The sequence below is a fragment of the Acinetobacter sp. CY73 genome (assembly GCF_059515865.1).
This window is the reverse complement of sequence record NZ_JCAKMZ010000002.1, coordinates 1-15,157: the sequence shown is the minus strand read 5'-3', so window position 1 is coordinate 15,157 and position 15,157 is coordinate 1. Positions and strand designations below refer to the sequence as shown.

The following is a 15,157-nucleotide window of genomic DNA, read 5'->3' as shown; positions in this document are numbered from 1 at the left end:
CTCACTTTTGTGGGCTGTTTTAATCTTCGAATCCCTCTTTAGAGACAAATCCCCCTTCAATAGGTTCCACACTTACTTTAATTTCAGCTTTGAGATTTAATTCCGCATAACGTGATTTCAGCTCGTGAATCAGTTGATCTGCTGAAGCCTCTTTAAGCGAAATTCCTTGCTTCGATTGATCAAATGATTCTGATTTTTTAGTATCTTTTGTCTCTGCAATCCAACGCTCAGTCACACTGAGTAGCTTTGCAAGCTCAATTAAATTCTGCGCATTCGGAGTCGCTGAATCTTGCACCCACTTTGACACTGCCTCTTTAGACACCCCTAGCGCATTAACAATATCGGTTGGCTTAATATTTTTTTCTTTGATCAACTGCTTAATCCGTTTAGCACCTTCACTAAATAAATCATCATCGGGACTATTCATATTATTTTCCTCAACTCTGCACATTAGCTGCATGATGCCTTCCATTATAGGATGAAATATTGCTATAAATAATATTCTCTATCAATTTAATATCGACCATGCATCAAAATCATGTGGATTCAAAAGAAGGTGTCCTTCCAACGTCTGAACAAATTAAATGTTTACCACGTTTCAAAAATCTTGATGCAGATCAAATAACGGTCATCCATTCATTTGATCAATGTTTAGAGATCAAAAATGAATTGAGCGCCTGTGCCATTTTAGGATTTGATAGCGAGTCGAAACCCACCTTTGTCAAAGGTGAAGCTTCGACTGGCCCTCATCTTATCCAACTTGCAAGCGCTGAACAGGCTTATTTATTTCATGTCAATGATGAAATACTTTCATTTCTTAAGCCTATATTAGAGAGTCGTGATCAAATCAAAGTTGGTTTTGGATTGAAAAATGATGCTCATCTTTTTAGAAAAAAAGGGATTGAACTCAATAGTGTCATTGAACTTTCAAAATGCTTTAGTGCTTTTGGCTTGAGTAATCCAGTCGGACTCAAAAATGCCATGGCACTGCTTTTTAAGGTGCATTTTCAAAAAAGTAAAAAAGTCAGTACATCCAATTGGGCTAAGAAAGTTTTAAGTCCTGACCAAATTGATTATGCTGCTGCCGACGCTTATGCACCGGTTTTAGTGTTTGAAGAATTATTAAGATTAGGACATCTGCCTAAGCATATTCCCAACACTTCATTAAAACTAAGAATACGACCCGATAAAATAAAGCATGAATTCGACGCTTAGCGTTTTAACAATACTTTGTTAAGATGACACACAACAAATTCAATGAAATTAAGGCCAGGAGCGAAAGCATGCTGATCATCCCTGCAATTGACCTGAAAGATGGTAAATGTGTCCGTCTCAAACAAGGTCGCATGGAAGACGATACCGTTTTTTCTGATAACCCAGTAGCAACCGCACAACATTGGGTCAATGAAGGCGCGCGTCGTTTACATTTAGTTGATTTAAATGGTGCTTTCGCAGGTACGCCAATTCATAAGCCTGTGGTTGAAGCGATTGCTAAAGCACAACCAGATTTACCGATTCAAATCGGTGGCGGTATTCGCTCGCTAGAAACCATTGAGCATTACTTAGAAGCGGGTGTGACTTTTGTCATCATTGGCACTAAAGCTGTTCAAGACCCTGCCTTTGTTGAAGAAGCCTGTAAGAAATTTGCAGGTCATATCATTGTGGGTATTGATGCCATGAATGGTATGGTCGCGACTGACGGTTGGGCAAATGTCACTGACGTTAAAGCAACTGACCTAGCGAAGCGTTTTGCCGATGCTGGTGTTTCTAGCATCGTTTATACTGACATTGCGCGTGATGGTATGATGCAAGGTGTCAACATCGAGCAAACTGTGAATTTAGCAACTTATTCAGGTCTACCTGTGATTGCTTCTGGCGGTGTGACCAATCTTGATGACGTACGTAACTTAAAAGGTCAGCCAGGTATTTTAGGTGCGATTACAGGTCGTGCGATCTATGAAGGCACTTTAAATCTTCGTGAAGCTCAAGCTTTGTGGGATGATCGTTCTTTCTAAGGGCTATACTTTAATAGTCTCTAGCTAGTGCTCAAAAGAGGTCAAAAGACCTCTTTTTTGTTTTTATTATCTTTGACTTATCTCATTCTAACTTTTACAACACAACGTTCATGCACTCTTCTATCTCTCCTTGGATTCAATCTAAAGCTCCACAACTGGTCTTGATTTTCATCACTATGATTTGGGGTGGATCATTTATCACTGTTCAATATGGCTTGAATTTTAGCAGTCCCGTTTTATTTGTGGCTTTACGCTTTGCCGCCGCTGCAATCGCCGTGAGCCTGATTTCTTATCGCTCTCTACATGATTTTACGCGTTTAGATTGGATAGCGGGCTTTTTCATTGGACTGGTGATTGCGATTGGTTATGGAACTCAAACCGTTGGATTGAAAACCATTACCAGTAGCGAGTCTGCATTTTTGACAGCACTGTATGTTCCACTTGTTCCAATCATCATGTGGCTCATTTTTAAAAATAAACCACATATCATGACGTGGTTAGGTGCTGGGTTGGCCTTTGTTGGATTGGTCTTTCTCACTGGCAGTGGCTTTGGTGCAATCCAACTCAACTATGGACAAGTACTCACACTGTTAGGTTCGATAGCGATTGCTTTTGAAATCATCCTCATCAGTCATTTTGCAGGTCGAGTGAATATCCGTCGAGTTACGGCACTGCAACTGATCTTCGCGTCACTCATTTGTTTTATTATGGCTCCCCTACTCGGCGAGACAACAATGCCTCAATTTAATGGGCAATTGATTGGAATTTTAGTTGCTTTGGGTATCGCCAGTGCCTGTATTCAATTGGCAATGAATTGGGCTCAACGCGTTGTTGATCCTTCACAAGCTGCGATCATTTATGCAGGTGAACCCATTTGGGCAGCACTGTTTGGACGTTTGGCAGGTGAGCGATTACCCGCTTTAGCCTTAGTCGGAGGATTTTTGATTGTGCTCAGTGTGATCTTAAGTGAGTGGCGCCCCAAGTTTTTAAAGAAACCCTGATTTAGTCTGGGCGCTCTTTTTTCTTCAACATCATGCACGGTTGATAATACTCAATCTCAGGATGCGGATCATAAAAAGGATGCAATAATGCTTTCCATTGCTGATAAGCTTCTGACTGTCTAAAACCTTCTGTATGATCCTCTAAACGATCCCAAAAGATCATCAAAATATAGCGATGTTTATCGTGAATATGTTTAATCAATTGAACAGCATTCAATCCGTGCATAGGCGCAATAATTTGTTTTGCCTGCTGAAAAGCAAGCTCAAAATCAGCACTTTGACCCACTTTAATCTTTAAATGAACATGCTCAATAATCATTTTTATGTCCTGATCTTAATTATTCTATAAACTCAGTTTTATTTTATAGATACATTTTAACGATACATCGGCTTATTATCGTTGACCTTAATAATGCCTCGTATTGCACGATAGACAATCCAAAGCCAAGATAAACCAATCACCGCAATACAGAATGTCGTTGCACCTAAAGCCACACCAGCGAATGCATTGGGGTTATCACTGGTAAAGAATAAGAAAATAAACGGAACAAATGCAATAATGTTCCAAATGAGATACCACCAAAATGTTCGAATTTGCCAAGTAAAGTGACTTTCAAAAATTGAGCCTTGGACTGAACCTCTTTTAATATAGTTAATCACCAAAGCCACAATCGCCAAAATACCTGCTGAGAAAATCGCAACAATATAAAGAATATATAAAGCAATAGTTAACGTTCGATTTGAATCTTGATCAACTGAATAATTCATCATTTATCCTGATTATTTTATGTGCATTCTGAGTTCGTTTTGAACGTATGCTGTTTCCCAAAATTTAACTCATTCTAAATATCAACGATCTTAAAATTTGTAGATAGGAGGTAGATCGATTGATTAGAAATTCAAAGTATTGAATGGTGAAATCAACCATCCAATCAACAGTATGTTAAAGGCTATGGTACAGAAATAGATTTTACGAAACGGTTGTTTTTGTGTTTTGTGGCGTAACCGCTGTTGTGCCAACCATGCCGTTGGCCAGCCACCTAAAAATGCCAAAATATGCAATGTATTTTCAGGCACACGGCGATTCCCCGACTGTGCAGCCTCCTTATCTTGCGCATACATCCAGTAGGTAAGTGCATTAATGATACTGATGAAGAGCAACACCATACTGTTCAACGCACCTGATATGGTCATTAAGGCAATGATTACGATGTAAGTGATGCAGGCGATTTGCATCGGTTGTAGATTATTTGCTGATTTATTTTTTTGAGGCTTTGATTGTTGATGACTTTTCTTTTGCGTTTGCGATGCTTTCAAATACGTTACTTGTTTGGCTTTATAACGCCCTTGACCATCCAATTGCACCACATACTCCAAGGCACATCCTGTAATCGGACGTGGACCTTGACGGGCAAAATCTTTGATATGTAAAAACACGCGATCTTTGGATAAATCATTCGGTTGAATAAAACCATAGCCTTTATCATCAAACCATTCTACTAACCGACCTTGATCGCGCATTGTGTTTTCTATTCCTATTTTAAAGCAGTTTAAACCATTAAGCAGTAACAAATTTTAAGCGTTCAACCAGCATATCACGCATTTCTAAAGGATTTTTCTGCAAAATATCCTCACCTGTACGCCCAAGTGCTGCATTTTTTTGAGCCACTTGTAAACGCATCATCCAAAAACGTCCTGCCGCCATCGCCAAATACAGCTCTAAACAAGACTTTTCATCTGAAGTCAGCGGACGAACTGTTTCATAGGCTTCAAGGAAAGCTTGAGCCTTGGCTTCATTTAAATCGACATTAGGATAATTGGTACAGAAGTCATTGATGCTAATGGCAATATCAAATAACCATTCGTCTTTATTCAACTCATAAAAATCTAAAATACCGGTCAATTGATCATCTTCAAATAAAGTATTATCGCGGAACAAATCCGAATGAATAAAACCAGTTGGGCGGTTCGGATACATCGCTGTTAACACATCGTATAAACCCAATACATTATTCAGAAGCACTGTATCTGCTGGGCTCAACGTCGGCTTGATCTCTCGAGCAACACTACGCCAATACGCATGATTACGATATTCAGCACGCTCCAATGGGAAATCTTTTAACGCCACATGGATTTGCGCCTGAGCACGACCAATTTCAGCGACTTGTCCAATGGTCGATGGCATGGGATGTTGACCCAACATACGCGGTGCGATTTGTGCAGGTTTATCTTTTAAGATTTGGATCGAACGGCCGCTATGACTGAGAGGTACTGGAACCGCTAAACCCACTTTACCTAAATGTTCGAGTACAGGGATTAATTCGCCTGCCCCCTGCTGATCCATTTCTTCAAAAATCGTTAAAACATATTGCTGAGCATTGTCACAGACCAAAAAATAGTTTGTATTTTGGATACCTCCTTGAATCGGAATCAGGTCAATCACCTCTAATCCATAAGGCGCTGAAAAATCCTGAACTTCCTTTAAAGTCAAAGTGGTATAGACCGACATACAAAACCTGCAAAAAAACTTACATAATTTTGATAGAATAACCTCTCCCACTGAGAAGGTGTAGCACCTCTAGCTGGAAGTTTCATAATCGGCTGTTATTTTTGGAAAAAATTATGCTTGCTAAACGAATTATTCCTTGTCTTGACGTAGATAACGGTCGAGTAGTGAAAGGTGTTCAGTTTTTAGATATCCGTGATGCTGGTGATCCCGTTGAGGTTGCGCGTCGCTATAACGAACAAGGCGCAGATGAAATTACCTTTTTAGATATCACAGCAACCTCAAATGGTCGTGATACCACATACCGTACCGTTGAACGTATGGCGGAAAGTGTATTCGTTCCACTGACCGTCGGTGGTGGTGTCCGTAAAGTTGAAGATATTCGTTTACTACTCAATGCTGGTGCAGATAAAGTCAGCATTAACTCTGCTGCCATCTATAATCCTGAATTTGTTCAAGAAGCCTCTCAACGCTTTGGTGCTCAATGTATCGTGGTGGCCATTGACGCTAAAAAAACAGGTGACAATAAATGGGAAATCTTTACCCATGGCGGTCGTAAAGAAACAGGTATTGATGCAATTGAATGGGCTGTGAAAATGGCAGATTTCGGTGCAGGTGAACTTCTGATTACCTCTATGGATGCTGACGGCACCAAAGCAGGTTATGACTTAGCCCTCATGCGTCAAATCAATGATCGTGTCACCATTCCAACGATTGCCTCTGGCGGAGTCGGTAACTTACAACATTTAGCCGACGGTATTATTCACGGTGGCGCAGATGCGGTATTGGCTGCTTCGATTTTCCACTTTGGTCAGCACACCATTCCTGAAGCAAAAGCTTATCTTGCAAATCAAGGGATTGAAATGCGTCTCTAAGCCTAAATCAATGTCTTTATCTTCAGGCTTTGAACTTGAATACGACAAGATCTGATTGACAGTTCGATTTTGAATGATTAAAAGAGTGTAGTAACACACTCTTTTTTTTGACCATTAAACTTTCATTTTATCAGATATTATAATCATAATGACTCTAGAAACCAGTTTCTTCATTGTTGCTGTATTGAGCCTTAGCGCTATTGCCATCATGTGTCGATACTACAAATTTGATCTGAAGTTTTCGATCGCCTTAATGTTCTTATCCACGATTCTATTGGGGATGATCTATTGCTATGGCATCGACCATTACAAACTCAATAAGAATTTAACAGCCTTTCAATCACATCAACAAATGAAAGAATGTGGCACTTACCAGCAACGTCTGCCCTTAGATCAACTGATACCAACAGACAATGTCATCTACCAATTCAAAACAGATCAGAACCAAATCATCGAATTCAACGGGGATGCTTTAACACAGCACTACTACCCTTTATTGGCTCAAGTTAAAAAAGGTGATCCTCTCTGTTTTAGTTATTCCAAAGATATTACCGATTGGGCTGGACGATACTACCTCACTCAACTGTCTAAACCGATCAAAAACGCATAGTTATTTGATAATACGTGTTTTTATTTATATAAAGTAATATCATTAACTTATGCGATAACAACTTTGAATAAGAAATAATGCCATCCAATATTAAATTACTTTCTTGCGTTCTAATCTCAACAATAGGTCTATTTGGTTGTAATAAAGAAAATGTATGGTCTTATTCTGAGAAAATTGATGAGGTTAGAAGTAATAAAATTTATTTAGCATCTATTCCATCAAATAATAATGACATAGAGATTTTACTAGAGCAAAAACCTCAAGAAGCACCAAATGTAAAACTATCCCTTAATAATAATGAGTATTCTTGCAATACAAATTGTTACGCAGTAATTAAAGTGGATAATAACGAACCACAAACACTGAAATTATCTTCATCTTCAAAAAATACTGCTTTTATTCAGGATAAAGAAGTTGCTAGAGCATTGGTAAAATCTTTAGAAAAAGCAAATAGTATGACTCTTGAACTCCCTTTAAAAAATAATAAAGAACAATTTACGTTTAATTTACCACCATTAAAATTAGCTACATTTACACCTGAAGAAATTAAAAAGGCTAATAAAAATGGAGCAGATGCCTTAATCACATTTGTAAAAATGTGGGATAGTAAATTGGAGGTTGTTTATTCTACCCCTCGTATTGGGCTACTTCCTGTGATATTAGATTTACAAAAAACAAGTAAAGAAATAGATGCCATTGAAGTAAGTGATTGTTTAGCTCCTGCTAAAGAAGCTTATAAGATTTATATGCAAGAGCGAATTAATTCAACAATACAATTTATGAATGGCAGTGATAATGTCACAGAATATGAAGGTCTAAATAAAGGAGATGAAAGTATACTTGAGTACGCTACAATTAAGTATGAGTGTACTGAATGAGTTTGCCCATCTATGTACGTGAATGAAACAGTATAACTAGCCTGCTACTTTAATCTCTTTCACGTACAGTGCTTAGATTTTCGTTTAACTGAATAGTGTAATGATCATGCGCTAAGCTATACATCATCGAGATAAATAATAGAATATTCTGCACAAAAAAAAGAGCCCGAGAGCTCCAAAAACCAAGATGATTCAGTGAGTTAAAAATAAACCTTCGGCTTTTCATCCAACATTACTAAACTGCTCATTGACTAAGCTGCTCATTGACTAAGCTGCTCATTTACTCCCCCCCATTGACTATAACACCAAAGATTTCAAAAATACTGACAATTCCTGAATGATTTATAGACTATTCGCGCCAGAAAATTGACTCATAATGTGTTAAGTCGGGTGTTCTATGCACTTTCGATCGTGCCCAATCAGAAATGTAATTGATTCCGTCGCCCCATTTTGCAGGAAAAATAGAATGAACTGAGCGATTTACCCATGTAGACTTCATCACTGATAGATAGTCAAATGCCAAGTAGATTCTGCTCTTGTAAATCCGAAGATGAAATCACACTTGTCCCAGTATGTAGTGAAACCATGGCTTGGTGACACACCTGTTTGCATCACTAATTCGAATGCATACAATGATCATATGCATTTCAACATGCCTTTAAACAATGGATAGGACTACCGCTACAATAATGGCGAATGAACCGTTTAAACAAGAATTAGGGTGATTTATCCTATTTTTTTCTTTTTGGTTAAAAGTAGATTAAAATCCAGATCACTAAAATGAATAAAAAAATCATTTTTAAAATTAATAACCATATAGGTTCTATAACATGAATAAATATTTTGCAGAATTTCTAGGTACGTTTTGGCTGGTCTTCGGTGGTTGTGGTAGTGCAGTGCTTGCAGCAGCATTCCCTGAACTCGGCATCGGATTTGCTGGCGTATCACTAGCATTCGGCTTAACGGTACTCACAGCAGCTTATGCACTCGGACATATTTCAGGTGGTCACTTTAACCCCGCGGTCAGTATCGGCTTATGGGTCGGTGGTCGTTTTGATGCTAAAGATCTCGTTCCCTACATTATCTCTCAAGTGGTGGGGGCGACAGCAGCAGCATTCGTTCTTTACCTCATCGTTCAAGGTCAAGCTGGCTTTGTCGGTACGGGTGGTTTTGCAACCAACGGGTTTGGTGAACTTTCTCCAGGTCAATATGCACTGACTTCAGTGATTTTAATTGAAATCGTACTAACCGCTTTCTTCTTAATTATCATTATGGGTTCAACAGACAAACGTGCACCTGCAGGCTTTGCGCCAATCGCAATTGGTCTTGCATTGACGCTTATTCACTTGATCAGTATTCCAGTGACCAATACTTCGGTGAACCCTGCACGTAGTACAGGTGTGGCTTTCTTTGCTGAAACTGCTGCTTTAAGTCAATTATGGGTATTCTGGGTTGCTCCAATAATCGGGGCGGTGATTGGTGCACTGATCTATAAAGGCTTTGCTGGTAATCAAGATCAATAGAATCTACTAAGCTAAGTCTAAATACTAGAATTAAGTATTAGATTTAAGCGCTAGAAGTTAAAATTTAGAATCAAAAATTAAAAAGCCTGCAATGCAGGCTTTTTAATTTTTAAATTCGAATCAATACATATTAAAGAAATGGATTTTCTATTTCGTTGTCACCTGTATTCTCGATTTGAGCAGGTAAATCAGTCTGCTTTTCCAAATACGTGACAATCTCATTTAAATAGCGTTGTAATACTTTGGCTGCTTCAAGACCTGCTTGATCTTTTCCGATCTGTAAATTGCCATAGACATTGACGCGATCTAAATCATTTTCTAAAGTTAAGTCGTGAATCGAATGTGATTCTGTACCATTTTCAAAAGGTTTAAACATACGCTATTGTTCTCATTGTTCATCAATATTCTGCCTAAAAATATAATGGATTCAGGCAGAATATGGCGTGTTTTATTTAAAAAATTGTAAAAGAAATTGCATCACGATTTCGATCAATCGCTTCACAATTGCATCTTGTGTGTCTTCATCAATTTTTGGTGCTTCATTTTGGTTTGATGAATTTGAACTATTTGTTGTTGATGTAGTTTCATTTAAGCTCGTGGACTTGGGTGGTTCAAATTTCTTTTGTAATGCTTTTAAATTGTCATTCGATACGTCTTCAGCGCACTGACTTTCTGCATCCCACTGCAAATATTCGATTTTTTGATTGGCTTTGACTTGAGTCGCTTTTAAAGGCAACTGATAGGTGTTGCGCTTCTGCTCTGCGGTTAATTGTGGAAAAAGATTGATCCCTGTTTCTTCTTCCAATTGACATACACTGATGATCTTCACCTTTAAAGAGTTGTCATTGGGTGCATAATAAACGCCGATCACATCCGTTTTCGGAATATAAATCGCTTTATAGACCGCAGTGGGGACGATCACACCATCCCCAATGGTCTTGAGTTTTTTACCACTAAATACAGGGCCTGTGACCACGTATACGTCATTTTTATGTTTAGTGACCATCGCACGAGTCGCTTCTTCCAGTTCACGCCACACTTGCTGATTATTTTTAGGTGACTGAGGCACCATGTTGGCCAGTGAGAAGCTATGAAACTGCGCTTCTTTATTCGACATATCAGCATTCGGCGCCATATGACCACGGTCATAGCCCGAACCACGGTAGTCTGATAACGTTGCACGATGTTTTGCACTGACGCGACTTTCTTCGTGAAAATTATCTTCTCGCTTAATTTTGCTACTTAATCTTTTGACGCTGAGGCTTTCTGCCACCCATAGAGGCGTTTTAGACACGCCAGAATACATGACGTTAAAACCGTTATAGCACAGCGGATAGCTATTTTTTGTCAGGCTCTCTTTGACTAAATAAGGTGGCGTTTCACGATAAAATTGATTTAAACAAGCCGCATTATTGGTACTTCCACTAAACGGAATGAATTGTGAAATTTTTTCTTGACCAAATGCAATCGCAAAACTACTTGCGGCAACCAGTCCTAACACAGCTTTTATCACGAAATTACTCAATCGACTTTACCCAATAGAAACACGTTTAGTTGATGATTTATTCGATGCATGAACAAGTCATGTATGCACGATACATTTGGTCAATGATCAATTTTAAACAGCTTAACAAGCAATCAACACCAAGTATATCAAGTGAATTTTCAAGTGAATAAAGCTTCTGCAATTTTTGTATAAATTAACAGCACCACACGTAACCAATTGTTGTGTTTGTAATGTGTTTGTTGGGGTAAATAGATGGGTTTAAGTATTTTTTATTGATTAGATACAAACCATTATGACAAGGTAAGTTGTGATTTTTGCATCGATATTCAGAGTTTTAACTTAACTTAATAAATTACTTATTATTTAACAAATCGAATGGGTAATTTCAAAATCTGAATTCTCATCTTAGGAGTCTTTTCTTATGCGTACTCAAATTTTATCTTTCAGTCTTTTAGCGGGTTTATCTGCTGCTAGTTTCTCAGCATTTGCTGAACCACCTGTACAGGCAGGTGAAACACTTGAAAGTTTATCAAAAGCTAAAGTGACCACGACTGTAAATGGTCAACCGGGTTCCTTAAATGAGCTGTTATCAAGCGGTCAAATTAAGTTAGCTGAAGGGCAACCAAACGCCAACGTAGCGCAGCCTGCTCCTCATCAAATATCAACTCAAGTACCGAGTGCATCAACTGAAGCTCAGGGACAAATCGCGCCTGTAGAGCCTGCTGTCGCGCAGCCTGATGCAAATGCTGAAGCACCTCAACCTGCTGAGCCAACCAACTAAACATAGATATAGTGTGCCAGTTTTGATTGTATTGAGTCAGGTTTAATACATTTAGACTTTTATACATAGAAAAATAAACAAAAAGCCAAGGTTCTAAACCTTGGCTTTTTTGAGCGCTGTTAAATCAAAATCTGCACGACTAAAATCAAGCCCCTCGGTTAAATCTCAATTTGACTTCCCATCTCAACCACACGGTTCGGTGGAATATGGTAAAAATCACTGACAGGACTGGTATTTCGTTGCATCGAAATGAATAATTTTTCCCGCCACGGCGCCATACCATCACCCACCGTATGAATCAGGCGATCCCGCGAAATAAAGAAACTGATCCGCATCATGTTAAATTCGACACCTGCATCTTCATAAGCTTGCTGTAGCGCTTGCGGAATATTCGGCTGATCTTTAAAGCCATAATAGACAAAGATTCTAAAGAATCGATCATCCATTTTTTCAACATTGATCCGTTCTTGATCCGATACAAAAGGAACATCTCGTGTCACTACCGTGACCATAATATTGCGTTCATGCAAAACTTTATTGTGCTTAATATTGTGCAACATCGCATGTGGCACAATATTCGGCGTTCCTGTTAAGAAAATAGCATCCCCTGGAACGATGGGTGTTTCATTACTCATACTCACGCTTTTAATGAATAAATCCATCGGCAATGCATCAGACTCAAGACGATTCAACACAATTTGGCGTCCATCTTTCCATGTCATCAAAATGGTATATACCACAGCGCCAATCAAAATCGGCACCCATCCACCATCCATGATTTTTAACGAGGTTGAAGCGACAAAAATCAAATCGATCAATAACAATGGAATTGCAAATAATGCGACTTTCCACATCGGCCAACGCCAAACACCATAAGCCAAGATACTGATCAAAACTGTCCCACACAGCATGGTCATGGTCACTGCGACCCCATAAGCACTGGCTAAGTTGGCACTGTTTTCAAACAATAGAATCAGAATCACAACGGAAATAAACAATACCCAATTAATGAAAGGGACGTAAATCTGCCCACGCTCAACCTGCGAGGTGTGTTGAACCGTTAAACGTGGTAAATAGCGCAATTGAATGGCTTGATTGACCATTGAAAAAACGCCTGTAATGACTGCCTGAGAGGCAATTACCGCTGCAGCAGTGGCCAAACCAATCATTGGGTATAAAGCCCAATCTGGTATCAGTAAATAAAAGGGGTTTTCCAATGCCGCTGGATCACGCAGTAATAATGCCCCCTGTCCTGCATAATTCAGCAATAAACACGGCAGTACAATAATAAACCATGCCAATTTAATCGGCAGTCGTCCAAAATGTCCCATATCTGCATACAAAGCTTCACCACCTGTAATGGTGAGAATCACAGCACCCATTGTTAAAAATGCAACATAGGGCTGTTGTACGACAAAGTTAATTGCCCAATGTGGACTCACCATTGCCAATACAAATGGAGTTTGCATCACGCTCCAAAGTCCCAACACACCGATGGACAGAAACCATGCCAAAGTTAATGGACCAAAGAGCTTACCCATCGTTCCTGTACCATGGCGTTGTACCAAAAATAGCCCTGCTAAAATACCAATTGCTAAAGGGGTTAACCATTGATTGAACATTGGCGTTGCAATGCTCAAACCCTCAATTGCAGAAAGTACTGAAATGGCTGGTGTAATAATCCCGTCACCAAAAAATAGTGACGCACCAATAAAACCTAAAGCAATCAGGTAAATTTTCTTTTGATCTGCGATGCGGGTCGAACGCAGGTTCAATGCCAATAATGACATGATCCCACCTTCACCATTGTTATCCGCATGCATAATCACACTGACGTACTTAAAGCTGATGGTCAGCATCATGCACCAAAATATGAGTGACAAGATGCCCAATACAGTCGCATCGGTAATCGCAATATGTGCTGTGAGAAAACATTGTCTGAGTGCATAGAGTGGACTGGTTCCAATATCACCGAATACCACGCCGAGTGCTGCCAGTGTGATGGCAGGTAAGGCCGCTTTTTTTGCAGTACTTTGCATAGTGTTGTCTTCAAATTTTAGACAGGATTTTTTCGCCATCATAACACTGCGATTAAACTTTTTCTGCAAATCAATTGTTTCAGCTTGGCACAAGCTAAAATATTGGTTATTATCGCTCGCCTTGGTGAAGTGTCCGAGTGGCTGAAGGAGCACGCCTGGAAAGTGTGTAAACGTTTATAGCGTTTCGAGGGTTCGAATCCCTCTTTCACCGCCAAATTCGATTTTTATAGTAGTTTACCGTAGTGCAAAAGGCTTGATTCTAAAAGGATTAAGCCTTTTTTACGTCCGATACAATACGGTGGATTACGGTAGTATACCGACAACTTTCTCGGTATACGTTCAAATCAGCTAAATTTTGACCACCAATCCAGAGAAGTACTGATTTTGTACCAACAACGGCTTTGTTGCACAAAGGCTTGCAAGGCAGAGCTAACCTAAGTGAGCCAAATTTAAGTGACAACTTGAGTATGAGGGCGACCTAATTCTGTAAATCTGTTGAGTACTCCTACGCCTGCAAGAATCTCGTTCACCTGACTAGGGAAACTCTTTGATATTAATGTATCGCCCAATAATTTGATGCAATGCATTTTGGTTTCCACCCAACTTCGACGATGATAACCAGACCACTTTTTCCAAAGGGATCTTCCTAAACGTTTGACTGTTTTCAATAACTCATTCCGCTCTATAGACCTTAGTTGCTGATCTTTCCATGGCTTTGCATTCTTTCTTGGTGGAATGGTCGCATGTGCATCTCGATCTAAAATGACTTGTCGGCAGTGCTTTGTGTCATAAGCACCAGCTTGTATAGACTGAATGAATCTGCTCATCCAGTGGAATTTGAGCAAGTAAATCTTCGAGTACTTGTGAATCACTGACATTATTTGTGGTGAGTTGTACAGCACGTATTTGAAGGGTTTCAGCATCTATAGCAATATGAAGTTTACGCCACTGGCGACGATATTCAGGCCCGTGTTTCTTACACTTCCATTCGCCCTCACCTAGAAACTTCAAACCAGTAGAGTCCATGATGAGCAGTGTACTGCGTAAGGAAGTCCATCACGACTTTCTTGATAGCTAATCGCAATATCAATATGCTTTTGTCTTCTACAAATCGTCGTGTAATCTGGGGCTGTCCAATCTACCCCATTAAGTCTAATGAGGCACTGAACAAGACCTGTGACCATACGTAAAGAGAGTCGAAATAGAGATTTGATTTCGACCTTGTTTGCCTTGTGACTGTGCATACCACTGAGTCTTTGGATCAAACCAAATGGAAATATTGCCTCGGTTAATCAGTCTTCGCAGTATACTGCTCATATAGGAGGACCAATTGGTTGTACGATAAATTTTAGGGACAGGCTTATTCATTTTGAAATTATATTGCCCAATAAGCCTTCTATGCTAGGTTTGTGCAACAAAGCC

Annotated in this window: 16 protein-coding genes, 1 tRNA gene and 1 pseudogene; 9 read left to right on the top strand and 9 right to left on the bottom strand. The window is 39.4% G+C overall.

Annotation, left to right across the window (positions count from 1 at the left end):
- Positions 1-19: 19 nt before the first annotated feature.
- Positions 20-427, bottom strand: coding sequence for a helix-turn-helix domain-containing protein (locus tag AC5YD2_RS01495; RefSeq protein WP_496124621.1), 408 nt, complete (start codon positions 425-427; stop codon positions 20-22).
- Between the two features lie 98 nt (positions 428-525).
- Between AC5YD2_RS01495 and AC5YD2_RS01490 the strand changes: the two genes are divergently transcribed.
- The 3 genes from AC5YD2_RS01490 to AC5YD2_RS01480 all read left to right on the top strand — a co-directional run bounded on the left by AC5YD2_RS01490 (position 526) and on the right by AC5YD2_RS01480 (position 3,016).
- The gene (locus tag AC5YD2_RS01490; RefSeq protein ID WP_496124620.1) at positions 526-1,215 is read left to right on the top strand and encodes a 3'-5' exonuclease; all 690 of its coding nucleotides are present in this window, start codon (positions 526-528) and stop codon (positions 1,213-1,215) included.
- Positions 1,216-1,283: 68 nt separating this feature from the next.
- On the top strand, positions 1,284-2,015 hold the full coding sequence (gene hisA, locus AC5YD2_RS01485) for a 1-(5-phosphoribosyl)-5-[(5-phosphoribosylamino)methylideneamino]imidazole-4-carboxamide isomerase (RefSeq protein WP_496124619.1): 732 nt from the start codon (positions 1,284-1,286) through the stop codon (positions 2,013-2,015).
- A gap of 110 nt (positions 2,016-2,125) precedes the next feature.
- Positions 2,126-3,016: a DMT family transporter gene (locus AC5YD2_RS01480; RefSeq protein ID WP_496124618.1), complete on the top strand. Its 891-nt coding sequence runs from the start codon at positions 2,126-2,128 to the stop codon at positions 3,014-3,016.
- 1 nt (position 3,017) lies between these two features.
- Here the strand turns inward: AC5YD2_RS01480 and AC5YD2_RS01475 are convergent, their stop codons facing one another.
- From AC5YD2_RS01475 to AC5YD2_RS01460, 4 genes are all read right to left on the bottom strand, one after another.
- Positions 3,018-3,335 (bottom strand): antibiotic biosynthesis monooxygenase family protein, encoded by a 318-nt coding sequence (locus tag AC5YD2_RS01475; protein ID WP_496124617.1) that lies wholly within the window; start codon positions 3,333-3,335, stop codon positions 3,018-3,020.
- A 56-nt stretch (positions 3,336-3,391) separates the two neighbouring features.
- Complete coding sequence (locus tag AC5YD2_RS01470; protein WP_496124616.1) at positions 3,392-3,784, bottom strand: DUF4870 family protein; 393 nt, start codon at positions 3,782-3,784, stop codon at positions 3,392-3,394.
- 123 nt (positions 3,785-3,907) lie between these two features.
- Positions 3,908-4,537 carry a DUF1294 domain-containing protein gene (locus AC5YD2_RS01465; protein WP_496124615.1) on the bottom strand — a complete coding sequence of 210 codons (630 nt, stop codon included), beginning with the start codon at positions 4,535-4,537 and terminating at the stop codon, positions 3,908-3,910.
- A 37-nt stretch (positions 4,538-4,574) separates the two neighbouring features.
- Positions 4,575-5,525 carry a homoserine kinase gene (locus tag AC5YD2_RS01460; protein ID WP_496124614.1) on the bottom strand — a complete coding sequence of 317 codons (951 nt, stop codon included), beginning with the start codon at positions 5,523-5,525 and terminating at the stop codon, positions 4,575-4,577.
- 113 nt (positions 5,526-5,638) lie between these two features.
- Here AC5YD2_RS01460 and hisF point away from each other — a divergent pair, with 113 nt between their 5' ends.
- From hisF to aqpZ, 4 genes are all read left to right on the top strand, one after another.
- Positions 5,639-6,397: an imidazole glycerol phosphate synthase subunit HisF gene (hisF, locus tag AC5YD2_RS01455; RefSeq protein ID WP_496124613.1), complete on the top strand. Its 759-nt coding sequence runs from the start codon at positions 5,639-5,641 to the stop codon at positions 6,395-6,397.
- 148 nt (positions 6,398-6,545) lie between these two features.
- On the top strand, positions 6,546-7,007 hold the full coding sequence (locus AC5YD2_RS01450) for a hypothetical protein (RefSeq protein ID WP_496124612.1): 462 nt from the start codon (positions 6,546-6,548) through the stop codon (positions 7,005-7,007).
- Between the two features lie 77 nt (positions 7,008-7,084).
- Positions 7,085-7,885 carry a hypothetical protein gene (locus AC5YD2_RS01445; RefSeq protein WP_496124611.1) on the top strand — a complete coding sequence of 267 codons (801 nt, stop codon included), beginning with the start codon at positions 7,085-7,087 and terminating at the stop codon, positions 7,883-7,885.
- An 830-nt stretch (positions 7,886-8,715) separates the two neighbouring features.
- Positions 8,716-9,408, top strand: coding sequence for an aquaporin Z (aqpZ, locus tag AC5YD2_RS01440; RefSeq protein ID WP_496124610.1), 693 nt, complete (start codon positions 8,716-8,718; stop codon positions 9,406-9,408).
- 130 nt (positions 9,409-9,538) lie between these two features.
- On the opposite strand, the gene AC5YD2_RS01435 is transcribed toward aqpZ, so the two are convergent.
- Positions 9,539-9,784 (bottom strand): hypothetical protein, encoded by a 246-nt coding sequence (locus AC5YD2_RS01435; RefSeq protein WP_496124609.1) that lies wholly within the window; start codon positions 9,782-9,784, stop codon positions 9,539-9,541.
- Between the two features lie 72 nt (positions 9,785-9,856).
- The gene (locus AC5YD2_RS01430; protein ID WP_496124608.1) at positions 9,857-10,933 is read right to left on the bottom strand and encodes a DNA/RNA non-specific endonuclease; all 1,077 of its coding nucleotides are present in this window, start codon (positions 10,931-10,933) and stop codon (positions 9,857-9,859) included.
- A 403-nt stretch (positions 10,934-11,336) separates the two neighbouring features.
- Between AC5YD2_RS01430 and AC5YD2_RS01425 the strand changes: the two genes are divergently transcribed.
- Positions 11,337-11,696 carry a hypothetical protein gene (locus AC5YD2_RS01425; RefSeq protein ID WP_496124607.1) on the top strand — a complete coding sequence of 120 codons (360 nt, stop codon included), beginning with the start codon at positions 11,337-11,339 and terminating at the stop codon, positions 11,694-11,696.
- 158 nt (positions 11,697-11,854) lie between these two features.
- Here the strand turns inward: AC5YD2_RS01425 and AC5YD2_RS01420 are convergent, their stop codons facing one another.
- Positions 11,855-13,735 (bottom strand): potassium transporter Kup, encoded by a 1,881-nt coding sequence (locus AC5YD2_RS01420; protein ID WP_496124606.1) that lies wholly within the window; start codon positions 13,733-13,735, stop codon positions 11,855-11,857.
- 123 nt (positions 13,736-13,858) lie between these two features.
- On the opposite strand from AC5YD2_RS01420, the gene AC5YD2_RS01415 reads away from it, so the two are divergent.
- Positions 13,859-13,949 (top strand) — tRNA-Ser (locus tag AC5YD2_RS01415).
- Positions 13,950-14,184: 235 nt separating this feature from the next.
- On the opposite strand, the pseudogene AC5YD2_RS01410 reads toward AC5YD2_RS01415, so the two are convergent.
- A pseudogene (locus AC5YD2_RS01410) lies at positions 14,185-15,103 on the bottom strand (IS5 family transposase).
- Between the last annotated feature and the right edge of the window lie 54 nt (positions 15,104-15,157).